The sequence below is a fragment of the Pseudophaeobacter sp. 1A16562 genome (assembly GCF_041008785.1).
GTDB lineage: Bacteria > Pseudomonadota > Alphaproteobacteria > Rhodobacterales > Rhodobacteraceae > Phycobacter > Phycobacter gallaeciensis_A.
In genome coordinates this window covers 237,713-260,393 of record NZ_JAXGFT010000005.1, presented here as the reverse complement: position 1 = coordinate 260,393, position 22,681 = coordinate 237,713, and the positions used below count along the sequence as shown (strand labels likewise).

Genomic DNA, 22,681 nt, shown 5'->3' with positions numbered 1-22,681 from the left:
ACTACGCGGGATATAGGTACGTTTCATGCGTAAATGGAGAAAATCATGCAAAGTTGGGTGAAAGATCGCGCCGCACCGCAGCAGGTGGATGTGCTGCTGTTTGATGATTTCTCGGGTCACTGTTTGGCCAATACGGTCGAGCCAATGCGCGCGGCCAATACGCTGGCCGGGCGGCAGATCTACGATTGGCGGTTTCTGACGCTGGAGGGCGGCACGGCGGTGTCTTCGGCGGGGATGGAGGTCAACGCGCACGGGCGGCTCGCTGAATACGGCGGCGACATGCTGATCGCCATGCCCAGCTATCATTACCGGCCATTGGCCACCGATAAGGCGTTGCGCGGGCTGCGGGCGGCGGCGCGGCGCTACACGGTGATGGCGGGGTTTGATGCCGGGGCCTGGCTGCTGGCCTCTGCGGGGCTATTGGACGAGCACCGGGCCACCATCCATTGGGAAGAGTTGCAGGGTTTCACCGAGGCCTTCCCCTCGGTCGATGCGCAGCGGCTGCGTTATGTGCGGGACGGGGATCGGGTCACCTGTTCTGGCGCGCTGGCTGCCTTCGAGCTGATGCTGGATCTGATCGCGGAACGCCACGGCCAAGCGCTGCGGCTGGAGCTTGCGGCGCTGTTCATGAGCCCGGAGGCCACTGGCGGTCAGGTTATCCCACTGGCCCGCAGCCGGTCGTTGGTGCGGGCCATCGACTTGATGCAGGCGAATCTGGAGATGCCGTTGCCCATCGGAGAGGTCGCCCGCCGGGTGGGCCGCAGTCAAAAGGATCTGGAGGTGCGGATGAAGGCGGAACTGGGCGCGCCGCCGCAAGCGGTCTATCGCAGGCTGCGGCTGATACAGGCGCGCAAACTGGTGCTGGAAACCACGCTCAGCGTGGCCGAGATTTCCCTGCGCTGCGGCTATGAGGATCCCAGCGCCATGACACGTGCCTTCCGGCAGGAGTTCGGCAGTACCCCGCGCCAGATGCGCCGGGGGTAGGGGTCACGGGGCCGCTTGCCGGGCAGTGATCCACAGGTTTAGCCGCCAGATCCCCCAGGCCAGCGGAACCGCTGCCAGCCCGCCGATCACATAGGCCAGCGGTTCATCGGCAAAGCTTTCGAACAGTTGGGTATAGGCGTGGATACCGCCAAAGGTCAGCGACGCATTGAACAGACCGCGTTCGTTGCGCATCGCCGCCCAGACCACCATGCCCGCCAGCGCCAGTGCCCAGAGGATGGAATAGAGATTGGCCGACAGCTCCAGCGCAGTGTCCCGGAACGCGGTGCGCGCGGCATTGAAGCTGTCCCAGTCCTGATGAACGCTGCCGTAATAGCGTCCCGGCCCCCAGATGGTTTCGCCCACGAAATCCCCCCAGAGCGAACCGACCAGCGCACAGAGGTTGGCCACCACAAAGGCCAGCATGACAAGAATGCGCAGATGCCGCGCAATGCGTTCCGGCTGGCTGCGGGCGAGCCACAGGCACAGGGCGATCAGCGCAGACATCTGCAGAATCGATAGGGTGGGTTCCGGGGAATAGAACACGTAGGCGGCGTGGAAATAGGCGCTGCCCGTTTCCAGCGCCTGAGCAAAAGGCGCCAGAGCAAAAGCGGTGACCAGCCGCACGTCGATCAGCGCGCCGATCCCCGCCAGCAGCGCCGCATAATACAGCATTTCAAAGTTGCGCAGCGGAGAACCGATATCGTGTTGTCTGCTCAGCGCTTCGATCCCGATGATATGGACGGCCAGCGCCATCAGGATCAGCGCCCCCAGTACGAAATGCGACGACAGCCCGCCGCGCCAGTACCGCAGGGAAAGAGCTGCCAGCAGCAAACCACCCACCGGCCACAGGACCCAGCCGGCGATCTCTTCGTAATTGTCCATCAGTTCCAGCGTGGCGCCACCGATGAGCATGCCTGCGCCGATCAGCGTGGCAGCGTTGCCGAACATGTGGAACATCTCGCCCCCCCGGGCCAGGATCGCCAGCCCGGTGAGGGTCATCAGCAGACCCGCAATCGCCACGGGCAGCGGATCGGCCAGCCAGAAGATGAAGCCGCCCGTCGCCGCGAGGATCCCGAGGCACAGGATCACGTTGACCCCGAGGGTTATCATCGCTTCGCGGGCGCGGGATTCGATGATGCGGGCCTGATCGGCGGTGATCACGCCCTCTGCCGTCAGACGGGTGGTATCGGCAATCGCATGCATCGGGCAGCCCTCATCAACAACTCATGCGGGGACAGGCCCCGCCTCAGCTTGCGTAAGTTGACCCCTCGCTGTCCAGTACTGCCTTGATCTCGCGCAGGTGTGCTTCGGCCTGCCCGGGATAGGCGTCCAGCTCGGCGGCGGTCTTTTCGGCGACTTCGTCCGACAGATAGCGCAGCGGCTGGCCGGTCTGCAGGGCGCGGATATAGGTCTCGGCCGCGCGTTCGAAATAGTAGAGCCGGTTGAAGGTATCGCCGGGCGTGTCGCCGATCACCAGAACCCCATGGTTGCCCATGATCATCACCTTCTTCTTGGGATCGGTGAGCATGGCGGCGCAGCGGGCGCCTTCATCCTCGAAGGCAAGACCGCCATAGCCATCGTCGATCACGTAACGGTCGTAGAAGGTCGCGGTGTTCTGGTCGATGGCAGGCAGGTTGCTGTCGGCGAGAGAGGCCAGAACCGTGGCAAAGATCGAATGCACATGCATCACGCAGCGCGCGTGCGGGCACAGGCGGTGGATCGAGCCATGCAGCCCCCAGGCGGTGGGATCGGGGGCATCGGGCCGGTTCATCGTGGCCGGATCATCCGCATCCAGCAGCAACAGGTTCGAGGCGGTGATGCGGGCGAAATGCATCTGGTTGGCGTTCATCAGGAACCGCGTGCCTTCGGGGTTCACTGCGAGGCTGAAATGGTTCGCCACGCCTTCGTGCATATTGAGCCGCTCGGTCCAGCGGAAGGTCGCCGCAAGGTCCACCCGCTCCTGCCAGTGTTCGATATTCTGCCGGTCGGCATCGGGGCGCAGATCCGTGACGGTCATGGGAACCTCTCCATATATCCAAGTTAGAGCCTGTTTCGGGCCTTATTGATCATCTTGTTCCAGCCTCCTCCGCCGACAGGGAAGTGGCAAGGGGGATTTTTCGCTTTGTGCAGAAGGTGATCCTTTGATGACAGGATGCCTTCGGCCCTTGCACTTGTGAGCGCAATCAGAACAATTGGCGCATGACACAGACCGCATTTCCCAGCTGGCCCGATTCCGCCCCGAAACTGATCGAAGTTGCCGCAGGCCGCGCGCCCGCAGATACGGTGATCCGTCAGGGCAGGTGGGTGAATGTCCACACCCGTGAAGTGCTGGACGGGCACGACATCGCCATCGTCGCGGGGCGCATTGCTTATGTCGGGCCGGACGCCTCTTATTGCACCGGACCAGAGACAGAGGTGATCGAGGCCAACGGCCGCTATATGATTCCCGGCCTGTGCGATGCCCATATGCATATCGAATCCGGCATGCTGACTCCGGCGGAATTTGCCCGCGCGGTGATCCCGCATGGCACCACCTCGATGTTCACCGACCCGCATGAGATCGCCAATGTTCTGGGCCTTGATGGCGTGCGTATGATGCATGACGAGGCGCTGATGCAGCCGGTCAATATCTTCACCCAGATGCCCAGCTGCGCGCCTTCGGCGCCGGGGCTGGAAACCACTGGATATGAGATCACCGCCGAAGACGTGGCCGAGGCGATGACATGGCCCGGCATCATCGGTCTGGGTGAGATGATGAACTTCCCCGGCGTCGCCAACGCCGATCCCAAGATGCTGGCGGAAATCGCCGCCACCCAACGGGCAGGTAAAACAGTCGGCGGGCATTACGCCTCTCCCGATCTGGGACCGGATTTCGCGGCCTATGTGGCAGGTGGCCCTGCAGACGATCATGAAGGCACCTGCGAAGCGGACGCCATCGCCCGGGTCCGTCAGGGCATGCGGTCAATGATGCGGCTGGGGTCTGCCTGGTATGACGTCGAAAGCCAGATCACCGCTGTGACGGAAAAGGGCCTCGACCCGCGCAACTTCATTCTCTGCACCGATGATTGCCATTCCGGCACGCTGGTGCACGATGGCCATATGAACCGGGTGGTGCGCCACGCCATCGCCTGCGGCTGCGATCCGGTAATCGCGCTGCAGATGGCCACCATCAACACGGCGACGCACTTTGGGCTGGAGCGCGAGCTTGGCTCAATTACCCCTGGGCGGCGCGCGGATGTGATCCTGACCTCGGACCTGCGCGAATTGCCCATCGAACTGGTGATCGCGCGCGGGCAGATCGTGGCAGAAAACGGCTCTATTGCTGTTGAATGCCCGCACTATGACTGGCCAGAGAGCGCCACCGGCACGGTGCATCTTGGCCACACGCTGTCGGCGGGTGATTTTGAACTGAAGGCGCCGGAGGGAGCGAACTCGGTTACCGCCAATGTGATTGGCGTGGTGGAGAACCAGGCCCCGACCAAGGCGCTGAAGGCGGAATTGCCGGTGGTCGACGGGTTGGTCGAAGGCACCGGCGAGGTCTGCCAGATCGCGCTGGTCGAACGCCATCAGGCCACGGGCGGCGTCACCAATGCCTTCGTCTCGGGCTTTGGCTATCAGGGGTCCATGGCGATGGCTTCGACCGTGGCGCATGACAGCCACCACATGATCGTGGTTGGCACCGACCGGGAGCAGATGGCGCTGGCCGCCAATCGCCTGGCCGAGGTTGGCGGCGGTATCACCCTGTTCCGCGACGGAGAGGAGCTAGCGCTGGTCGAATTGCCCATCGCGGGCCTGATGTCCAGCAGCCCCGCGACCGAGGTTGCCGACAAGGCGCAGAAGATGGTCGAGGCGATGGAGGCCTGTGGCTGCAAGCTGAACAACGCCTATATGCAGCATTCGCTATTGGCGCTGGTGGTAATTCCTGAGCTGCGGATTTCAGATCTGGGGCTGGTGGATGTGCGCACATTCAAGAAAATCCCCGTGTTAGAGCCGATTTCATGACCACCATCCGCTTGCCTAAACACCCAGCCCCCGAGACATTCACCGACGCCGCCGAGGCTGTGGAGCGGCTGGAGCTGCTTTACCGGCAGTCCACGGAGTTCCTCTGCAACGCTTTCATGGCGGTGATGTCTGGAAATGCGCCGCAGGATCAGCGTATCCGCGCCTTCTATCCTGAAATCCGCTTTACCACCTCTTCCTTTGCGCAGGTGGATTCGCGGCTCAGCTTTGGCCATGTGTCGATGCCGGGAACCTATGCCACCACGGTGACGCGCCCGGACCTGTTCCGCAATTACCTGATCCAGCAGATCGGCCTGCTGATCAAGAACCACGGACAGCCGGTGGTCATCGGTGCTTCGGAAACGCCGATCCCGGTGCATTTCGCCGTGGCCTCGCGGCAGGATCTGACGGTGCCACAGGACGGCGCCGCCGGGTTTACCCTGCGCGATGTGTTTGACGTGCCGGATCTGTCCACGACGAATGATGACATCGTCAATGGCACTCATCAGCCCACCAATGGCAGCGGCCCCCTGTCGCTGTTCACTGCGCAGCGTGTCGATTATTCGCTGGCGCGGCTGGCCCATTACACGGCAACCGATCCGTCCCATTTCCAGAACCACGTGTTGTTCACCAACTACCAGTTCTACGTGGCCGAGTTCGAAGCCTATGCGCGCGCGCAGCTGGCCGATCCGGCCTCGGGCTATAGCAGTTTTGTCAGCACCGGCGATCATGAGATCACCGATGCAGATGCCGACATTCCAGCCATCGCCAAACTGCCGCAGATGCCGACCTACCATCTGAAACGGGCGGATGGCAGCGGCATCACGCTGGTCAATATCGGCGTTGGCCCGTCCAATGCCAAAACCGCCACCGATCATATCGCGGTGCTGCGGCCGCATGCCTGGCTGATGGTGGGCCATTGTGCCGGTCTTAGGAACACCCAGGCGCTGGGCGATTTTGTGCTGGCCCATGCGTACCTGCGCGAGGATCACGTGCTGGATGATGACCTGCCTGTCTGGACCCCGATCCCGGCGCTGGCGGAAATCCAGATCGCACTGGAACAGGCCGTGGCCGAGGTGACCGAGTTCGAAGGGTACGATCTGAAGCGGATCATGCGCACCGGCACCGTCGCCACCATCGACAATCGCAACTGGGAACTGCGCGACCAGTCCGGCCCGGTGCAGCGGCTCAGCCAGTCGCGCGCCATCGCGCTGGATATGGAAAGCGCGACGATCGCCGCAAATGGCTATCGCTTCCGGGTTCCCTATGGCACATTGCTCTGTGTCTCGGATAAGCCGCTGCATGGCGAGCTGAAGCTGCCCGGCATGGCGTCGGACTTCTATCAGACCCAGGTTGCGCGCCATTTGCAGATCGGAATTCGGGCAATGGAGCAGCTGCGCGGCATGCCATTGGAGCGGCTTCACAGCCGAAAACTGCGCTCTTTTGATGAAACGGCCTTCCTCTGAGGCTAGTTTTCCCCAAATTTCTGCGGAAATTCGCTTGTTTTCACGATCTTTGCTATCGCTACGCGTTGTGTTACCGCACAACATAACGATAATGTCACGCAATGAGGCCCCACAGTTCGGGCAGTTTTAAGGAGAGCTAAGAATGTCCAAACCGATGACCAAAACCCAGCTTGTCGCAGCGCTGGCTGAGGAAATGGGCAGCGATAAGAAAGCAGCTGGTGCCGCTCTGGACGCCGTCTGCGCGCTGATCACGCGTGAAGTTTCCAACGGCGGCGCCGTGACCCTGCCCGGTGTCGGAAAGATCTATTGCCGCGAGCGCCCCGAGCGCGAAGTGCGCAACCCTGCCACTGGCGAAAAGTTCATGAAAGAAGCCGACAAGGTTGTAAAAATGACCATCGCCAAGGCTCTGAAAGACAGCGTCAACGAAGACGCATAAGTCTCGGACCGGATCCTTTGGATCTGACAGGAATTTGGGTCGCCCTCGGGCGGCCCTTTCTTTTTGGGCGCAAGGAACCGGGATGTCTCACTCTGATGTGAGCGGGCCTTGCGCCCCGGCGCCATTTGCGGGACTGTCCGGGCAATTCAGGGGAGGATCAGCTTTGGATATTCGTGCAATCGCCATGGGGCTGACCTTTGCCCTGATGTGGTCCTCGGCTTTCACCTCGGCGCGGATCATCGTCGTGGATGCTTCGCCCCTATTTTCCCTGGCGGTGCGGTTCCTCATCTCGGGCCTGATCGGGATCTCAATCGCGCTGGCAATGGGACAGACCTGGCGGCTGACACGCGGTCAGTGGCGCGCGACCATCATTTTCGGGATTTGTCAGAATGCGCTGTATCTGGGGCTGAACTTTGTCGCCATGCAGACGATCGAAGCGTCGCTGGCGGCGATCATCGCCTCGACTATGCCGCTGCTGGTAGCACTGGCCTCCTGGTTGGTGTTCCGGGAACGTCTGAAACCCCTGGGCATTGTCGGCCTTCTGGCCGGTGTTGTCGGCGTTGCCCTGATCATGGGCACCCGGATCAGCGCCGGGGTCGATCTGTTCGGCATGGCGCTTTGCGGTGTCGGCGTTCTGGCCCTGACCCTGGCAACCCTGGCCCTGCGCGGGGCCACATCGGGCGGCAATTTCATGATGGTGGTCGGGTTGCAGATGCTGATCGGATCGGCCTGCCTGTTTATCGCGGCGCCGCTGTTCGAGGATATCTTTGTAAATCCGACCCTGCCGCTGGCACTGGCCTTTGCCTACACTACGCTGGTGCCGGGGCTTGCCGCGACCTTTATCTGGGTGCTGCTGCTGAACCGCATTGGCGCGGTGCGTGCCGCCACCTTCCACTTTCTGAACCCGGTCTTCGGGGTGGCGATCGCCAGCCTTCTTTTGGGTGAAAAACTGGGGCCGCTGGATATTGTTGGAGTGGTGATTGTCACCGGCGGCATTCTGGCGGTGCAATTGTCCCGTCAGCCGGGCAGAGCGGCCAAAGTCGCAGCGAAACCCGCAGAATAGATTTCTGTTATCGCCGCAGGTTGGCTTCGACGGCGCCGGTGATCTGCCCCGACAGAGGCCGCGTGATGGAACCCCAGGTGCCCGCAACCGTGCCATCGGCGGCGATCAGGATCTTGTTGAAGTTCCAGCCCGGCTCAAACCCGGTTTCCGCCCGCACCGCCCGGAAGAACGGATGCGCCCCATCGCCCCGCACCGGGGTGATGTCGGTCATCGGCAGGGTCAGATCATAGTTCAGGGCGCAGAATTCCTTGACCTCTTCGGCGCTGGACAATTCCTGTTTGAAATCATTTGACGGCACGGCCAGCACCACTAGGCCGCGGTCCTCGTATCGGTCATAGAGCGTTTGCAGCCCGTCGTATTGCTTGGTGAAGCCGCAGCGCGAGGCGGTGTTCACCACCAGAACCGGCTGCCCCCGGAAGGATGATATGTCGATTTTACCGCCATCGATGGAGGCAAAGACGCCCCCGACTGGTGCCGCCTGCACCATCTGCCCCACCATTAACAGCGCCGCCAATACCCACATTCGAACCATTTTACTCTCCACCGTTGTTATCAGGGCTACGGATCGGGCACCGGTTTGGATCATTCCGGAGACGTAACTGCCGCACAAGAGCGCGAGATGGGCAATAATCGCTTTGCATTTCCGCTGCATCAGCCCATGTACTGATTCACCACGATTTGCCGGAGACCCGACATGACGCGATACACCAAAGATCCAGATGCCATTGCCGCCCTGTCAGACGAAGAGTACTACGTCACGCAGAAATCCGGCACCGAACGCCCCGGCACGGGCAAGCTGCTGCATAACAAGGCGCCCGGCATCTATGTGGATATCGTCTCGGGGGAGCCGCTGTTCGCATCGTCCGACAAATATGAATCCGGCTGCGGCTGGCCCAGTTTCACCAAACCCATCGAACCGGCGCATGTGGCCGAACTAGAAGACCGCTCGCTGGGCATGATCCGTACCGAGGTCCGCTCAGCTCATGGTGACAGCCATCTGGGCCACGTGTTCCCGGATGGCCCGCTGGACCGGGGTGGCTTGCGCTATTGCATCAACTCGGCGTCACTGCGCTTCGTTCCTCTCGACGAGATGGAGGCCGAAGGCTATGGCGACTATATCGACCAAGTGGAGGATAACAGATGAGCAATCCTGAACGTGCCGTCCTGGCCGGCGGTTGTTTCTGGGGCATGCAGGACCTGATCCGCAAACGCCCCGGGGTGATCAAGACCCGCGTCGGCTATACCGGCGGCGATGTCCCCAACGCCACCTACCGCGATCACGGAACCCACGCCGAAGGGATCGAGATCTTGTTTGATCCGGAAAAGACCTCTTACCGTGAGCTGCTGGAATTCTTCTTTCAGATCCACGATCCGACCACGGTGAACCGGCAGGGCAATGACATCGGGATGAGCTACCGCTCAGCCATCTACTATGTGGATGACGCGCAAAAGGCCGTGGCCGAAGATACCATTGCCGATGTGAATGCCTCGGGCATCTGGCCCGGCAAGGTGGTGACCGAACTGGAGCCCGTCGGTGATTTCTGGGAGGCAGAACCCGAGCATCAGGACTATCTGGAGCGTCTGCCGAATGGCTATACCTGCCATTTCCCGCGCCCCGACTGGGTGCTGCCGAAACGGGCCGATGCTGCGGAATAGAGCCTGATATCATCGGAATATAAGGTGCTAAACCCGTCCTTGCTGCCGCAAGGGCGGGTTCTTTATTTCTGGGTATCAGCCCAGTGCCACGCGCGGGCGGCCGCTGGCCTCGGCGGTGATGAAGGCTTCGACGAAGACCTCGCGCGCCTCGACCTGGGCGGTGCGGATGTCCCGTTCCACATGCACATGGATATCCTCGGCCCCTGCCGCGCGGGCCTCTTTCTCTGCCTCTTGGCTCAGATGGGTTTCAAGCAAGGCCAGCGCGTCCTCAGAGGCGCTGAAATCCTGCGGCCCATTCTCCAGATGTACCCGGAATTTCCCCTCGGCAGGGGACGTCACGGTGCCGCTGCGACGCAGGGTGACGCGGCCGACGACGGCGCCGATTGCATTGGCGACCCCGGCGTGTTCGGGCAGGATCATCCTGCAATGCAGGCGCTCCTCCACCGCCGGGTAGTAACTGGGGGCCGAGGCCCCAAGCCCCACCACATCCACGTTCAGCGCCGCGCTGAGCGACAGCATGCCCCGGTGATTTTCCAATCCCCTGCGCAGCAGGATATGGCGGGCCAGCTGATCTGCGGGCAGTCCGAATGTGTCACCTTCTTCGGCAAAAGCAGTCTCTAACAAGGCCAATGATGTCTGTTCTGTCAGCTGGTCGATGATCATACGGGCCAGGGTTTCGGCATCGGGGGCCAGTGGGTCGCCGCTGCCGATGCGGCGGCGGGCAAAGATGGTCAGCGCCTTTTCCGCGGCTGCGCTGTCCCAATCGTTCAGGCGGCCCAGTACATGGGAGGCATCCGACGGGGTGGCGCCGGCCAACTGCACCAACCCGCGATCCACCAACCGGTTCAGGGCGCCTTGCTCCATCCGGGTGCGCAGCACGGCGCCAAGGGGATGCACGTCGGTGCCGATCCGCTCCAGCAGGGCCGCCTCCCGCTCGCCAAGGCCGCTTGTCGGCTGACCCGGGATCGCCCGGACAAATCTGCCGTCGTGTTCCCCGACAACCGTTGCGTTGACCTGCCGGTCCAGCGCCGCATGCACCACCTCCGGCGCCTGATGGGCGATCAGAGAGACCGGGACCACCCGGCGCGGACCCAGGGTCACCCCGCCGTTCAACCCTTCGCTTTGGATATGGACCTGGCTGTCGCCGCCCAGACCGGTGGTGCGCATGGCGACGGCCTCTACCATGGTTCGGTAATCTCCGACCCGCGCCCCGGCCGGATCTATGGCCGGTTTTCCGCCCCGGATCAGCGCCACGTCGGTGGTGGTGCCGCCGATATCGCTGACCAGCGCGGTGTCGACCCCGGTCATCCAGCGGGCGCCAACGATCGAGGCTGCCGGGCCGCTGAGGATGGTTTCGATGGGGCGTTCCCGCGCCTGTTCTGCCGACATCAGGGCGCCATCGCCGCGCACGACCAACATCGGCGCCGTGATCCCGAGGTCCGCCAATGTGTGTTGCGCCCGCCCGATCAGCCGGTCGATCATCCCGATCAGCCGCGCGTTCAGCACCGCTGTCAGCGCCCGTTTCGGCCCGTTGAGTTTCGCTGAGAGCTGATGCGAGCAGGTGACTGGCGCGCCGGTTGCTTCGGTGATGATCCGAGCAGCCTCCAGCTCATGCGCGGGGTTGCGGGTGGCAAAGACACCAGCAACGGCATAGCCGCTCACCCCTGCTGATTCAGTCTCTAAAAAGGCCATTAACGCGTCTTTATCAAACGGCGCAGCCTCGCTGCCCGCATGAGTATGACCGCCCACCAACACCAGCGCCGGATCGCCTTTCAGCGCGTCGCGCAACCCGTGACGTTCCAGATCTTCGGGGGCAAAGCCGATATAGATCAGCGCCACCCGCCCACCTTGCCCTTCAACCAGCGCATTGGTGGCGAGTGTCGTCGACAGTGCTGCCATCGAGACATCCTGCGCCGCAACGCCGGATTGCGCCAACACCGCCCGTACCGCCCCACCGACGCCAATGGCTAGATCGTGGCGGGTGGTCAGAGATTTGGCCGATGCAATCACCTCTTCCTCGTCGCGGATCAGCACCGCATCCGTATAGGTCCCGCCCGTATCCACACCGAGTAGCAGCGCCATCGCCTGATCCTTTTCCGTTCGCTGCCCCCGGTTTAGCGCCGTTTTCGCCCCGGTCCATCCCGTTTGCGTCATCGCGGATATTTCCGCCCTTGCCGGGCGGCTCTCTGCGACGCATCTATTGGGGCATGACAAAAACACTTCTCTGTATCGGATATGGCTACTCGGCCCGGGCACTGGCGCGGCGAATGCTGGCGCGGGGCTGGCGGGTGATCGGCACCACGCGGGATCTGGGTGAGGCGCAGCCGGATGAGGGCGTGGAGCTGCTGCAATGGCCCGGCGCGAACGTCCCGCTGGAGGGCGTCACCCATGTGCTCTCCTCGGTTGGTCCGAATGCGGATGGCGATCCGGTGATGGAGGCGCTGCGGGAGGAACTGGCGGCGCGCGCGGCGTCCGGACAGTTCGACTGGGTCGGTTATCTTTCCACCACCGCCGTCTATGGCGATCAGGGCGGCGCCTGGGTGGATGAGGACACACCCGTTGCCCCTTCCAGCCGTCGCGGCAACTGGCGCGCGCAGGCCGAGGCTGCATGGCAGGCGATACCGGATCTACCGCTGCACATCTTTCGTCTCGCGGGCATCTACGGTCCCGGCCGCGGTCCCTTTGCCAAACTGATGGCGGGCAAGGCGCGGCGTATCGTGAAGCCGGGACAGGTGTTTTCCCGCATCCACGTGGAGGATATCGCGACGGTGCTGGAGGCCTCGATCGACCAGCCCAACCCGGGTGCGATCTACAATGTCTGCGATGATGAACCCGCTCCGCCGCAGGATGTGCTTGGTTACGGCGCCGAGCTGCTGGGCCTGCCGGTGCCTGCCGAGGTGCCCTTTGACGAGGCCGGAATGACCCCGATGGCGCGCAGTTTCTACGGTGAGAACAAGCGCGTTCGGAATACCCGCATCAAGGAAGAACTGGGCGTGAGGCTGGCCTATCCCGATTACCGCACGGGCCTGCGCGCGGTGAAAATGGCTGAGGATCTGGAAAGCTACACGCCCCCGGCGGATCCGCCAGCCTTGTAGTGCGACCAATCGGCCGGGCCTCCCCAGGCAGTCACAGGCTTATTGACGGCGTGTTAAGCCCGCTTTTCCCCAATCGTCGCGATACCCAGGACCTCCAGCACCTTGGCTTCGATCTGCGGGGCGTTCATGGCGGCCACGTCGTACATATCCGCCGGGCTGGCCTGATCGATGAAAGTATCGGGCAACACCATCGAACGGAACTTCAGGCCGGTATCGAAAACGCCTTCCTCGGCGAGGAGCTGCGCAACGTGGCTGCCGAAACCGCCCAATGCGCCTTCCTCGATGGTGATCAGCGCCTCGTGACCTTCGGCCAGCTGCAGGATCATCTCGCGGTCCAAGGGTTTGGCGAACCGCGCATCCGCGATAGTGGGCGTGATCCCCTTGGCAGACAGGGACTCGGCCGCCTTTTTCACCTCACCCAGACGGGTACCGAAAGACAGGATCGCAACGCGGGCGCCGGTCTGGATCATCCGGCCCTTACCGATCTCCAGAACTTCGGCCTCTTCGGGCATATCGACACCTTCGCCCTCTCCGCGGGGATAGCGGAAGGCGATGGGGCCGTCATCGTGGGCGGCGGCGGTGGCGACCATGTGTTTCAGTTCGGCCTCGTCGGCGGCGGCCATCACCACCATGCCGGGCAGGTTGGCCATATAGGCGATGTCGAAACTGCCCGCGTGGGTGGCGCCATCAGCGCCGACCAGACCAGCGCGGTCGATGGCGAAACGGACCGGCAGGCGCTGGATCGCCACATCGTGCACCACCTGATCATAGCCGCGTTGCAGGAAGGTAGAATACATCGCGCAGAAGGGCTTCATGCCCCCGGCAGCCAGTGCGGCGGCAAAGGTGACGCCATGCTGTTCTGCAATGCCGACGTCAAAGGTGCGCGAGGGGTAGCGTTCGGCCATCAGCCCCAGGCCGGTGCCATCGGGCATGGCAGCGGTGACAGCGCAGATCTTGTCGTCCTTCGCGGCCAGCTTCACCAGCTCGTCGCCAAAGACCGAGGTATAGGACGGCGCGTTCGACGGCGGCTTGTTCTGCTTGCCGGTGATGACGTCAAAGGTCGCCGTGGCGTGGCCTTTGTCATCGGCACGCTCGGCGGGGGCGTATCCCTTGCCCTTTTTCGTCAGCACGTGGATCAGGATCGGTCCCGAGGCGCGCGCCTTGACCGTGCGCAGCACCGGCAAAAGCTGGTCCATGTCGTGCCCATCGATGGGTCCGAGGTAGGAAAAGCCTAAGGATTCAAACAGGGTGCCGCCGACGGCCATGCCCTTCAGCATGTCCTTGGCGCGTTTGGCACCTTCGCGGAAGGGTTCCGGCAGCAAGGAGGCAGCGCCCTTGGCCACGGCCTTCAGCTCCTGAAAGGGTTCTTCGGCGTAAAGGCGCGACAGGTAGGACGACAGCGCGCCCACCGGTGGGGCAATCGACATTTCATTGTCGTTGAGGATCACAATCAGCCGCTTGCCCAGATGCCCGGCGTTGTTCATCGCCTCGAAGGCCATGCCAGCTGACATGGCGCCATCGCCGATCACCGCGATGGCATCACCCAGTCCTTCGGGCACGTTGCCCCCCAGATCGCGGGCGACAGCGAACCCCAGCGCCGCGCTGATCGAGGTGGAGCTATGGGCGGCGCCAAAGGGGTCGTAGGGAGATTCGACGCGTTTGGTGAAACCGGACAGCCCGTCTTTCTTGCGCAGGGTGCGGATGCGGTCGCGGCGGCCTGTCAGGATCTTGTGCGGATAGCACTGGTGGGAGACATCCCAGATCACCTTGTCGCGCGGCGTGTCGAACACCGCGTGCAGCGCCACTGTCAGCTCCACCACGCCAAGGCCTGCGCCCAGGTGGCCGCCGGTTTCGGAAACGGCCGAAACGGTCTCCTGGCGCAGCTCGTCCGCGATCTGCGTCAGCTGGCGGTCGCTGAGGCCTTTCAGATCCGCCGGGCGGGCGATCTGATCCAGTAGCGGGGTATGGGGCCTCTCAGACATGGCTCCTCCTCGGGAGTGGCGCAGCAAATGGTGCGCAGGTTAGCTATCGCGCGCAATAACGAAGCGGGCGGCGTCCTTCAAGATTGCAGCCTTTTCCCCATAGGGAGAAAGCGCGGCACAGGCGGTGCCGCACAGCTCTTCTGCGCGGGCTTTTGCCGGTTCCAGCCCCAGCAGGGAGACAAAGGTGGCCTTGCCAGCAGTTTCGTCCTTGCGCAGGGCCTTGCCGACCTTGCTGGCATCGCCTTCAACATCCAAGATGTCGTCAGCGATCTGAAAAGCAAGCCCTAGCGCCGAGGCGTAGGCCTGCAAAGGCCCGGTATCCGCGCCGGCCAGAACCGCACCGGCGGTGGCGGACCATTCGATCAGGCAACCGGTCTTGCGGGCTTGCAGCCGGGTGATTTCGTCAAGTGTCAGCGGCGTGCCTGCGGTTTCCGCGGCGATGTCCATCATCTGCCCCGAAACCATGCCATCCTTGCCTGCGGATTGCGCCAGCGCCCGGATCAGCACCAGCGCCTGCGGGCCGATGTGATCGGCAGCTAACAGTTCAAAGGCGAATGTCTGCAAGGCATCCCCGGCGAGCGTCGCCGTGGCCTCGTCCCATTTGCGGTGCAGGGTCGGCTGACCCCGGCGCAGGTCGTCATCGTCCATGCAGGGCAGATCGTCGTGTACCAGCGAATAGGCGTGCACGCATTCGATGGCCAGCGCCGCATCCAGCGCGGCGGTTGCATCGACACCATGCAAGCGGGCGCTTTCCAGCACCAGAAATCCGCGCAGCATCTTGCCGCCGACCATGGCATAGCGCATGGCATCGTGCAGCCGGTCGGTGCCGCTCAGCCGCATGTCCATATGGGCGGTGATCCGGGTCTGGGCATCCAGCAGCGCCGCCTGAAAGGCGCGCGTGTCCGCCTGCATCTCCGTGGTCATGCCCTCAGCCCGCATCCAGCGGCTGGGTGCCGGTCGGGGCGCCGTTGGCATCCAGCGTGATCGCGGCGACCTTTTCTTCGGCGCGCTTCAGCTCGTCCTCGCAGCGTTTCTTCAGCGCCGCGCCGCGTTCGTACAGCGCGATCGAGGCATCCAGCGCCACATCGCCGCGTTCCAGCTGATCCACCACGCGTTCCAGCTCGTGCATGGCCTGTTCAAAGCTCATCTCTTCGACGGGGGTCTGGGTCTCGGTCATCTGGCTGCCTCTGTCAGTTCTTCCACATGCGCCCGGGCGGAGACGGGCAGGGCGTTCAGATCATATCTGCACGTCAAAGTCGAGGTGTGAGAGCGGCATAAACGCGCCGTGGAAAGGCGGCAGCGATACCGGTCTGGGGCGGGGCCGGGGGGCTCAGTCCGGCGCCAGCATATAGCCCGCACCGCGCACGGTTTGCAGGTATTGCGGTTGTTTCGGGTTGGGTTCGATCTTGCGGCGCAAGCGGGTGATCTGCACGTCCACGGCGCGTTCTTGCGCCTGGCCCCTGTCGCGGCCCAGATCCTCGACCAGTTTTGCCCGGCTGATCGGCTCTCCGGGCTGGGCGGAAAAGATCTTCATCAGCTGGCTTTCGGTGCCGGTGAGGCGGATCAGATCGTCCCCCTGCCACATCTCGCCCCGTTCGATGTCATAGCGGATGGCGCCGAGGTGCAGGACCTTGGGAATGCTGTCCTCGGCCACGGTATCGGGCATCCGCCGCAGGATGGCGTTGACGCGCAGCAGCAGCTCCTTGGGCTCAAACGGTTTGGAGAGGTAATCATCGGCCCCGGCCTCAAGCCCGGCGATACGATCATCGGTCTCGCCCTTGGCGGTCAGCAGCAGGATCGGCGTGGACATGGTTTCGCGCAAGGCGCGGGTCAGGCTGACGCCATCCTCGCCCGGCATCATCACATCCATGATGATCAGATCGAAATCGAGCCCGGCCAGCAGCCGCCGGGCATGGGCGCCGTCGCGCGCGGCGGTAACAAGGAACCCGGCCCGCATCAGGAACTTCTTCAAGAGGCTGCGGATGCGCTCATCATCATCCACGATCATCAGATGTGCGTCGTTGGTGCTCATGATCCGGTTTCCCGCAGCTTGGCATAGACCCGGCGCATATCCGCATCCATCATCGCTTCCAGCACCTTCTTGAAGCCCTGTACCGCCTCGGGGCCGGCTTCTTTATAGGCGCTGCGCATGCGGGCGCGCTGGGCATCGGACAGTGCCGTTTCCAGGGCCACGCCCTTTTCGGTGAGGTAAAGATGCCGTTCCCGCTTGTCGGCGGTGCCGACCCTGCTTTCGACCAGCCCGTCTTCGATCAGGGTGCGCAGTACCCGGTTCAGCGATTGCTTGGTGACGCCCAGAATGGTCAGCAGGTTGTTGACCGTGGTGCCCGGCGCCCGGTTGATAAAGTGGATCGCCCGGTGATGCGCCCGGCCATAGGCCATTTCGGCGAGGATCCGGTCGGGATCCGCGGTAAAACCCCGGTAGGCAAAGAACACCGCCTCGATCCCCTGGCGGAGCTGTTCGTCCGTCAGAAACAACAGGCTTTCGCCGCCAAAACCCTGTCCTGAACGCCCTTCCGGCATGGCTGTCCCCTCCACTGCTCTCACAGGCAGTTTAAGTCAGCGTTATTGACATTCCAAGGGTGAAGATGTATCGAATCGCAGCTTTGGCGCAACAATATGTCCGCTCCGGTCATTTCGAGCGCAACTTATGAAAACATCGATGGATTTAGTGGAGGTGCGGCATGGCCGGATATGATGACCGTGACGGATTGATCTGGATGGACGGGGAGATGGTCGAATGGCGGGATGCCAAGGTGCATATCCTGACCCATGCGATGCATTATGCGTCTTCCGTTTTCGAGGGCGAGCGCGCCTATAACGGCAAGATCTTCAAGAGCCGCGAACACTCCGAGCGCCTGATTGCCTCGGCCGAGGCGCTGGACATGCCGATGCCCTATACCGTGGATCAGATCGAAGCCGCCAAGGAAGAGACCCTGAAGGCCTCGGGTCTGACCGATGCCTATGTGCGGGCGCTGGTCTGGCGCGGCGCCGGTGAGGACATGGGCGTGGCCTCGGCCAAGAACCCGGTGCGGATGGCGGTCGCCGTCTGGGGCTGGGGCGCCTACTACGGCGACGCCAAGATGCAGGGGGCCAAGCTGGACATCGCAGAGTGGAAACGCCCGAGCCCGGAAACCATCCCGGTACACGCCAAGGCGGCCGGCCTCTACATGATCTGCACCATCTCCAAGCACAAGGCCGAGGCCAAGGGCTGCTCGGATGCGCTGTTCATGGATTACCGCGGCTACGTGGCCGAGGCGACCGGCGCCAATATCTTCTTCGTGAAGGATGGCGAAGTGCATACGCCGCTGCCCGATTGTTTCCTCAACGGTCTCACCCGTCAGACCGTGATCGGCATGCTGAAGGACCGTGGCATCACCGTGCATGAGCGCCACATCATGCCTGAGGAAATGGAAGGCTTTGAACAGTGCTGGCTGACCGGCACCGCTGCCGAGGTCACCCCGGTGGGCGAGATCGGCCCCTATAAGTTCGAAGTCGGCGCGCTGACCCGCGAGATCGCCGAGGCCTATGAGGCGCTGGTGCGCAGCTGATCCGTCAGATCTGTTGCTAAGATGCAAAAGCGCGGACCGATTGGCCCGCGCTTTTTCTGTTTCAGCTCCTGCGGTGCAGTGGGCGCCCGGTGGCGGGCGGGTCAAACCACCTCGGTTGTGACTTCGATATTGCCGCGGGTGGCGTTGGAATAGGGGCAGATGGCGTGGCCCGCATCGGCGATGCGCTGGGCCTCGGCTTTGTCCACACCGGGCATGGAGACCTTGAGGTTCGCCGAGAGGCCAAAGCCGCCTTCGGCGCGCGGACCGATACCAACCGCGGCATCGACCGAGACATCGTCGGGCACCTTGGCCAGGGATGTGTCCTGCGTCGTGGCGAATTTCATCGCACCGATATAGCAGGCCGCATATCCGGCGGCGAAAAGCTGTTCCGGGTTGCTGCCTTTGCCGCCGCCGCCCATTTCGCGGGGCGGATCCAGGTCGAAATGAACCTCGCTGCCGTGGATGCTGGCCTTGCCGTCGCGGCCGCCGGTTGCAGTGGCGCCTGCGGTGTAGATCGGGGTGATGGACATGTTGCCTCCTTTTTTTGAATCGTGTACGATTATATCGTGTGCGATATAAATAGAGGCTTCGGGCCGAAAATCAACCGCTTGCGATTAAAGCGTGCGCGACATAAATCATGAAGACATGGACCGGACCCTGAAAATTGACGATCTTCTGTGCTTCTCGCTCTATTCGGCGAACCACGCGCTGACGCGGCTGTACCGTCCCCTGCTGGCGCCCTTGGGCCTGACCTATCCGCAGTATCTGGTGCTGGTGGCCCTGTGGGAGCAGGACGAACAGAAGGTCAGAGATCTGGGCAAGCGGCTGGATCTGGAAACCAATACGCTGACGCCGCTGCTGAAGCGGATGGAAAGCGCAGGCTACCTGACCCGCCGCCGCAATCCCGAGGATGAGCGCAGCCTGATCGTGTCCCTGACCGACAAGGGGCAGGCCCTGCAGGCCGAGGCGCAGGAAATTTCCACCTGCGTCATCGAGGCGATGGGCGGCGATCTGAATGAGCTGATCGAATTGCGCGACCGGGTCAATGCCCTGCGTGCGCGGCTGGACTCCGCCTGACCTGGCCAGCCCGTCCTTTCACCGCGCGGGCAGGGGGTCACAAAACGTTCGTCAAAGTTTCATTTTGAGCACGGAAAGATTTTACATTGGCGCGGTCTGTCTGGCGCCACCTATCCAATGTAACAGACAGGGGAATCTCATGTCTTCTCATCGCTTTATGCGCCCCAGCCGCCGGGCTTTCCTGGCGGGCGGTACCGCTTTTGCTGCCTCGCTGGCGGCGCCCTCGATTTCGCGTGCTTCGGCACGCCCGGTCTTTACGCACGGCGTTCAGTCCGGCGACGTGGACACCATGTCCGGCATGATCTGGACCCGCACCGACCGCCCCGCGCGGGTGATGATGGAAGTCTCCACCACCGAAAGCTTTGCCAATGCGCGCCAGCTGGCGCCGCTGACCGCAGGCCCCAGCAACGATTTCGCCGTCAAGCGCATGGTTGATGGCCTGCCGTCGGATCAGGATATCTTCTACCGTTTTGTGGCTGCGGATCTGAACGATCTGCAGGCGACATCGGACCCGATTGTCGGCCAGTTCCGCACAGCGCCGACCGCGCGCCGCGATGTGCGTTTTGCCTGGTCGGGCGACACCGCCGGTCAGGGCTGGGGCATCGATGACGAAGGCATGCGCACCTATGCGACCATGGCCCAGCACCGCCCCGATTTCTTCATCCATTCGGGCGATACCATCTATGCCGATGGCCCGATGCAGGACGAGGTCGAAAAGGACGGTAAGCTGATCTGGAAGAACGCCACCCTGATCGACGAAAAGCGCAAAGTCGCCGAGACTCTGGACGAATTCCGCGGCCAGTGGAAATACAACATGATGGACGAGCACGTGCGCGAAATGAACGCCCTGTGCCCGACCTTCTTCCAGTGGGACGACCACGAAGTTGTCAACAACTGGTCCGACGCCAAGGATCTGAGCGGCGACGACCGTTACACCGAGAAGAACGTGCACGTGCTGGCGGCCCGCTCGGCCAAGGCCTTCCACGAGATGACCCCGATCAGCTATACGCCCGCCGAGCCGGGCCGGGTCTACCGCAAGATCGGCTACGGCCCGATGCTGGACGTCTTCTTCCTCGATCTGCGCAGCTATCGCGCGGGCAACAGCCTGGGTCTGCAGGAAAACCCTGCGGATGAGGCAACCACGCTTCTGGGCGCCGAGCAGATCGCATGGCTCAAGCGTGAGCTGGTGAACTCCTCCGCGACCTGGAAGGTCATCGCCTGCGACATGCCCATCGGTCTGGTCGTACGCGACGGTGAGCGGGTCGAGGCGATCTCGAACGGTGAAGATGGCAGCGCCAAGGGCCGCGAATTCGAAATCGCTGACCTGCTGCGCTTCATCAAGACCGCCAAGATCGACAACACCGTCTGGTTCACTGCCGATGTGCACTACACTGCGGCGCATTACTATAACCCGGACAAGGCCGCCTTCCAGGACTTCGAACCTTTCTGGGAGTTCGTCTCAGGCCCGCTGCACGCCGGCACCTTTGGTCCGAACGCGCTGGACGGCACCTTTGGCCCCGAAGTGAAGTTCGTGAAGGCCCCGACCGAGGAGCAGGGGGCCAACCTGCCGCCCTCGATGGGTCTGCAGTTCTTCGGTCTGGTGGACATCGACGGCGCCACCCAGCAGATGACCGTGCGCCTGATGGACCGCGCCGATCAGGAGCTGTGGAAGATCACCCTGGATCCCAAGGGCGCCAGCATCTGATCTGACTGCCTGTCAGGACTAAACGTAGCCACAGAGCCAATGGCCCGGGGCATTGTCCCGGGCCAACGTCGTTGTTCTGCCGCCTGGCACGGGACTGTAGCGCGCTTTAGCTCTGAGCGGTTTCGAGGCGGAATTTCAGGAAGCGGGTGCCATCGTAGTCGATTTCTTCCAGGAACTGTGCGCCCATCCGGGACAGGGCACCCAGCGATTTGCGCGAAGGCGGCAACAGGAAGGTGACATAGGGAATGCGCGCATCATGCCGCGCAAACTCCAGCAATTGCCGCGATATGCGCGGCCCAAGGCCAAAGCAGTCTGGCCGCAGAACCAGCCCGAGATCCCATTCCTCCCCTTCCTTTTCAAATCCGCCCCATCCGACATAGGCGCCATCAGCCAGAAACGCCCAATGGCCCAACCCGTCTTGCTGCCAGCGTGCCTCTTTCATCTCAACGAATTGGCGCACCATCGCGGCATCCCAGCCTTCGGTCATCAAGGGTAGATGCGTCGCCACACGGGGATCGGACATATGCGCCAGGATCTGCTCGGGCGGTACGTCGGTCAGGCGCGCCAGCGTGATCGTCGGCGGGCGGAAACTGGGGGATGTCTCGGTCAAGGCGGCGGTCCGTAGAGGGTATCGTCAATCCCCGCATAGTGGCGCCATGCAGGGAGTCCGCGCCAATCACATTGCCGTGGCTGCCTTGCCCTTATCCCCCCTTGGGATCGGTGACCGCGCGCGCCTTGCCGCGTTCCAGCCCCAGGCGGCTTTCGCGCCAGATCACCAGAGCATTGCCCGCGATTACCAGCGTCGCACCGGCCAGCATGACAAAGGTCGGCAGCTCGTCGAACCAGAAATAGCCAAGCAGGATCGCAAAGATCATCGAGACATAATCATAGGGCGCCAGCATCGAGGCAGGCGCAAACCGGTAGGAAGAAGTCACGAGGATCTGCGCAATCCCGCCAACAAGGCCAGCCCCGATCAGCATCGCCAGAACCTCTCCGCTGGGCATGACCCAGCCAAAGGGCAGCGTCAGCAGCGACAGCGCGGATGCGGTCAGCGAGAAATAGAAGACGATGGCGGCGGTCGGTTCGGTCATCACCATGCGGCGCACGTGGATCTGCACGAACCCCCGGGCAATGGTTGCGCCCAGCACCAATAGCGCGCCCAGGGTGGCCCCGTCCGACAGATCCGCGCCAGAACCAAGCCGCGGCCAGATCATGATCATCACCCCGACAAGGCCGATGGCAACGGCCGAGATCCGCACCATGCGAATGGTCTCGCCCAGAAACACAGCCGCCAGGATCAGCGTAAAGATCGGCGTGGCATAGCCGATGGCTGTCACCTCGGGGAGGGGCAAGAGGCCAAGGCCCAGAAACGTCATCCCCATCGCAGAGGTTCCCACCAACCCGCGCCAGACGTGTACCATTGGGTTCTTCGTCTTCAGCCCATCACGCAGATCGCCGCGCAGGGCAAGCCAGACCACGATCACCGGGATGGCAAAGAAGGAACGGAAGAACACCGCCTCACCTGTCGGAACCTCTTCTGATACCGCCTTGATCAAGGCCGACAGCATGGTGAACAGACCGATGGCGGCGACTTTCAGCAGGATTGCCAGAATCGGTCGATGCGATGTTAAGGGTTTTGTCATGGCGGG

At 62.8% G+C, this 22,681-nt stretch carries 23 protein-coding genes; 11 read left to right on the top strand and 12 right to left on the bottom strand.

Annotation, left to right across the window (positions count from 1 at the left end; genetic code table 11):
* Positions 1–45 precede the first annotated feature (45 nt).
* On the top strand, positions 46–984 hold the full coding sequence (locus SM764_RS09515) for a GlxA family transcriptional regulator (protein WP_369001637.1): 939 nt from the start codon (positions 46–48) through the stop codon (positions 982–984).
* A 3-nt stretch (positions 985–987) separates the two neighbouring features.
* On the opposite strand, the gene SM764_RS09510 is transcribed toward SM764_RS09515, so the two are convergent.
* Both SM764_RS09510 and SM764_RS09505 read right to left on the bottom strand, forming a co-directional pair.
* Positions 988–2,187, bottom strand: coding sequence for a hypothetical protein (locus SM764_RS09510; RefSeq protein WP_347508711.1), 1,200 nt, complete (start codon positions 2,185–2,187; stop codon positions 988–990).
* 43 nt (positions 2,188–2,230) lie between these two features.
* The gene (locus SM764_RS09505; protein ID WP_369001636.1) at positions 2,231–3,001 is read right to left on the bottom strand and encodes a class II aldolase and adducin N-terminal domain-containing protein; all 771 of its coding nucleotides are present in this window, start codon (positions 2,999–3,001) and stop codon (positions 2,231–2,233) included.
* A 182-nt stretch (positions 3,002–3,183) separates the two neighbouring features.
* On the opposite strand from SM764_RS09505, the gene ade reads away from it, so the two are divergent.
* The 4 genes from ade to SM764_RS09485 all read left to right on the top strand — a co-directional run bounded on the left by ade (position 3,184) and on the right by SM764_RS09485 (position 7,948).
* Entirely contained in the window at positions 3,184–4,986 is a 1,803-nt protein-coding gene (gene ade / locus SM764_RS09500) for an adenine deaminase (RefSeq protein ID WP_369001635.1), read from the top strand.
* Entirely contained in the window at positions 4,983–6,449 is a 1,467-nt protein-coding gene (locus tag SM764_RS09495) for an AMP nucleosidase (protein WP_369001634.1), read from the top strand. Before ade ends, SM764_RS09495 begins: the two co-directional genes overlap by 4 nt.
* A 142-nt stretch (positions 6,450–6,591) precedes the next feature.
* Positions 6,592–6,885 (top strand): HU family DNA-binding protein, encoded by a 294-nt coding sequence (locus tag SM764_RS09490; protein ID WP_065271973.1) that lies wholly within the window; start codon positions 6,592–6,594, stop codon positions 6,883–6,885.
* A gap of 163 nt (positions 6,886–7,048) precedes the next feature.
* Positions 7,049–7,948 carry a DMT family transporter gene (locus tag SM764_RS09485; protein WP_274829970.1) on the top strand — a complete coding sequence of 300 codons (900 nt, stop codon included), beginning with the start codon at positions 7,049–7,051 and terminating at the stop codon, positions 7,946–7,948.
* Between the two features lie 7 nt (positions 7,949–7,955).
* Here the strand turns inward: SM764_RS09485 and SM764_RS09480 are convergent, their stop codons facing one another.
* Entirely contained in the window at positions 7,956–8,480 is a 525-nt protein-coding gene (locus SM764_RS09480) for a glutathione peroxidase (protein WP_490363078.1), read from the bottom strand.
* 162 nt (positions 8,481–8,642) lie between these two features.
* Between SM764_RS09480 and msrB the strand changes: the two genes are divergently transcribed.
* Both msrB and msrA read left to right on the top strand, forming a co-directional pair.
* Positions 8,643–9,092, top strand: a complete 450-nt coding sequence (gene msrB, locus SM764_RS09475; RefSeq protein ID WP_065271970.1) for a peptide-methionine (R)-S-oxide reductase MsrB — start codon at positions 8,643–8,645, stop codon at positions 9,090–9,092.
* Positions 9,089–9,604 (top strand): peptide-methionine (S)-S-oxide reductase MsrA, encoded by a 516-nt coding sequence (msrA, locus tag SM764_RS09470; protein WP_274829969.1) that lies wholly within the window; start codon positions 9,089–9,091, stop codon positions 9,602–9,604. The genes msrB and msrA overlap by 4 nt, the downstream gene beginning before the upstream one ends.
* Before the next feature lie 75 nt (positions 9,605–9,679).
* Here the strand turns inward: msrA and SM764_RS09465 are convergent, their stop codons facing one another.
* Positions 9,680–11,686, bottom strand: a complete 2,007-nt coding sequence (locus SM764_RS09465; RefSeq protein WP_369001670.1) for a hydantoinase/oxoprolinase N-terminal domain-containing protein — start codon at positions 11,684–11,686, stop codon at positions 9,680–9,682.
* Between the two features lie 125 nt (positions 11,687–11,811).
* Here SM764_RS09465 and SM764_RS09460 point away from each other — a divergent pair, with 125 nt between their 5' ends.
* On the top strand, positions 11,812–12,699 hold the full coding sequence (locus SM764_RS09460; RefSeq protein WP_369001633.1) for an SDR family oxidoreductase: 888 nt from the start codon (positions 11,812–11,814) through the stop codon (positions 12,697–12,699).
* Positions 12,700–12,752: 53 nt separating this feature from the next.
* Here SM764_RS09460 and dxs read toward each other — a convergent pair whose 3' ends face one another.
* The 5 genes from dxs to SM764_RS09435 form a co-directional block, all read right to left on the bottom strand.
* Positions 12,753–14,681, bottom strand: a complete 1,929-nt coding sequence (gene dxs, locus SM764_RS09455; RefSeq protein WP_369001632.1) for a 1-deoxy-D-xylulose-5-phosphate synthase — start codon at positions 14,679–14,681, stop codon at positions 12,753–12,755.
* 39 nt (positions 14,682–14,720) lie between these two features.
* Positions 14,721–15,605: a polyprenyl synthetase family protein gene (locus SM764_RS09450; protein WP_490363077.1), complete on the bottom strand. Its 885-nt coding sequence runs from the start codon at positions 15,603–15,605 to the stop codon at positions 14,721–14,723.
* A gap of 4 nt (positions 15,606–15,609) precedes the next feature.
* Positions 15,610–15,858 carry an exodeoxyribonuclease VII small subunit gene (locus SM764_RS09445; protein WP_369001631.1) on the bottom strand — a complete coding sequence of 83 codons (249 nt, stop codon included), beginning with the start codon at positions 15,856–15,858 and terminating at the stop codon, positions 15,610–15,612.
* A 153-nt stretch (positions 15,859–16,011) separates the two neighbouring features.
* Entirely contained in the window at positions 16,012–16,713 is a 702-nt protein-coding gene (locus SM764_RS09440; protein ID WP_274833162.1) for a response regulator, read from the bottom strand.
* Positions 16,710–17,222 carry a MarR family winged helix-turn-helix transcriptional regulator gene (locus SM764_RS09435; protein ID WP_065271965.1) on the bottom strand — a complete coding sequence of 171 codons (513 nt, stop codon included), beginning with the start codon at positions 17,220–17,222 and terminating at the stop codon, positions 16,710–16,712. Before SM764_RS09435 ends, SM764_RS09440 begins: the two co-directional genes overlap by 4 nt.
* Before the next feature lie 161 nt (positions 17,223–17,383).
* Here SM764_RS09435 and SM764_RS09430 point away from each other — a divergent pair, with 161 nt between their 5' ends.
* On the top strand, positions 17,384–18,250 hold the full coding sequence (locus SM764_RS09430; protein WP_065271964.1) for a branched-chain amino acid aminotransferase: 867 nt from the start codon (positions 17,384–17,386) through the stop codon (positions 18,248–18,250).
* 101 nt (positions 18,251–18,351) lie between these two features.
* On the opposite strand, the gene SM764_RS09425 is transcribed toward SM764_RS09430, so the two are convergent.
* Positions 18,352–18,780, bottom strand: a complete 429-nt coding sequence (locus SM764_RS09425; RefSeq protein WP_369001629.1) for an organic hydroperoxide resistance protein — start codon at positions 18,778–18,780, stop codon at positions 18,352–18,354.
* 115 nt (positions 18,781–18,895) lie between these two features.
* On the opposite strand from SM764_RS09425, the gene SM764_RS09420 reads away from it, so the two are divergent.
* Complete coding sequence (locus SM764_RS09420) at positions 18,896–19,327, top strand: MarR family winged helix-turn-helix transcriptional regulator (protein ID WP_065271962.1); 432 nt, start codon at positions 18,896–18,898, stop codon at positions 19,325–19,327.
* A gap of 139 nt (positions 19,328–19,466) precedes the next feature.
* The gene (locus SM764_RS09415; RefSeq protein ID WP_369001628.1) at positions 19,467–21,032 is read left to right on the top strand and encodes an alkaline phosphatase D family protein; all 1,566 of its coding nucleotides are present in this window, start codon (positions 19,467–19,469) and stop codon (positions 21,030–21,032) included.
* A 106-nt stretch (positions 21,033–21,138) separates the two neighbouring features.
* Here the strand turns inward: SM764_RS09415 and SM764_RS09410 are convergent, their stop codons facing one another.
* Positions 21,139–21,642 (bottom strand): GNAT family N-acetyltransferase, encoded by a 504-nt coding sequence (locus SM764_RS09410; RefSeq protein WP_369001627.1) that lies wholly within the window; start codon positions 21,640–21,642, stop codon positions 21,139–21,141.
* 91 nt (positions 21,643–21,733) lie between these two features.
* Positions 21,734–22,675 carry a DMT family transporter gene (locus SM764_RS09405; RefSeq protein ID WP_369001626.1) on the bottom strand — a complete coding sequence of 314 codons (942 nt, stop codon included), beginning with the start codon at positions 22,673–22,675 and terminating at the stop codon, positions 21,734–21,736.
* Positions 22,676–22,681 lie beyond the last annotated feature (6 nt).

What these genes read in the sequence shown, in the direction of transcription:
- SM764_RS09515 (WP_369001637.1), top strand. Translation starts at nt 46, where the DNA reads ATGCAAAGTTGGGTGAAAGATCGCGCCGCACCGCAGCAGGTGGATGTG.
- SM764_RS09510 (WP_347508711.1), bottom strand. Translation starts at nt 2,187, where the DNA reads ATGCATGCGATTGCCGATACCACCCGTCTGACGGCAGAGGGCGTGATC.
- SM764_RS09505 (WP_369001636.1), bottom strand. Translation starts at nt 3,001, where the DNA reads ATGACCGTCACGGATCTGCGCCCCGATGCCGACCGGCAGAATATCGAA.
- ade (WP_369001635.1), top strand. Translation starts at nt 3,184, where the DNA reads ATGACACAGACCGCATTTCCCAGCTGGCCCGATTCCGCCCCGAAACTG.
- SM764_RS09495 (WP_369001634.1), top strand. Translation starts at nt 4,983, where the DNA reads ATGACCACCATCCGCTTGCCTAAACACCCAGCCCCCGAGACATTCACC.
- SM764_RS09490 (WP_065271973.1), top strand. Translation starts at nt 6,592, where the DNA reads ATGTCCAAACCGATGACCAAAACCCAGCTTGTCGCAGCGCTGGCTGAG.
- SM764_RS09480 (WP_490363078.1), bottom strand. Translation starts at nt 8,480, where the DNA reads ATGGTTCGAATGTGGGTATTGGCGGCGCTGTTAATGGTGGGGCAGATG.
- msrB (WP_065271970.1), top strand. Translation starts at nt 8,643, where the DNA reads ATGACGCGATACACCAAAGATCCAGATGCCATTGCCGCCCTGTCAGAC.
- msrA (WP_274829969.1), top strand. Translation starts at nt 9,089, where the DNA reads ATGAGCAATCCTGAACGTGCCGTCCTGGCCGGCGGTTGTTTCTGGGGC.
- SM764_RS09465 (WP_369001670.1), bottom strand. Translation starts at nt 11,686, where the DNA reads ATGGCGCTGCTACTCGGTGTGGATACGGGCGGGACCTATACGGATGCG.
- SM764_RS09460 (WP_369001633.1), top strand. Translation starts at nt 11,812, where the DNA reads ATGACAAAAACACTTCTCTGTATCGGATATGGCTACTCGGCCCGGGCA.
- dxs (WP_369001632.1), bottom strand. Translation starts at nt 14,681, where the DNA reads ATGTCTGAGAGGCCCCATACCCCGCTACTGGATCAGATCGCCCGCCCG.
- SM764_RS09450 (WP_490363077.1), bottom strand. Translation starts at nt 15,605, where the DNA reads ATGACCACGGAGATGCAGGCGGACACGCGCGCCTTTCAGGCGGCGCTG.
- SM764_RS09445 (WP_369001631.1), bottom strand. Translation starts at nt 15,858, where the DNA reads ATGACCGAGACCCAGACCCCCGTCGAAGAGATGAGCTTTGAACAGGCC.
- SM764_RS09440 (WP_274833162.1), bottom strand. Translation starts at nt 16,713, where the DNA reads ATGAGCACCAACGACGCACATCTGATGATCGTGGATGATGATGAGCGC.
- SM764_RS09435 (WP_065271965.1), bottom strand. Translation starts at nt 17,222, where the DNA reads ATGCCGGAAGGGCGTTCAGGACAGGGTTTTGGCGGCGAAAGCCTGTTG.
- SM764_RS09430 (WP_065271964.1), top strand. Translation starts at nt 17,384, where the DNA reads ATGGCCGGATATGATGACCGTGACGGATTGATCTGGATGGACGGGGAG.
- SM764_RS09425 (WP_369001629.1), bottom strand. Translation starts at nt 18,780, where the DNA reads ATGTCCATCACCCCGATCTACACCGCAGGCGCCACTGCAACCGGCGGC.
- SM764_RS09420 (WP_065271962.1), top strand. Translation starts at nt 18,896, where the DNA reads ATGGACCGGACCCTGAAAATTGACGATCTTCTGTGCTTCTCGCTCTAT.
- SM764_RS09415 (WP_369001628.1), top strand. Translation starts at nt 19,467, where the DNA reads ATGTCTTCTCATCGCTTTATGCGCCCCAGCCGCCGGGCTTTCCTGGCG.
- SM764_RS09405 (WP_369001626.1), bottom strand. Translation starts at nt 22,675, where the DNA reads ATGACAAAACCCTTAACATCGCATCGACCGATTCTGGCAATCCTGCTG.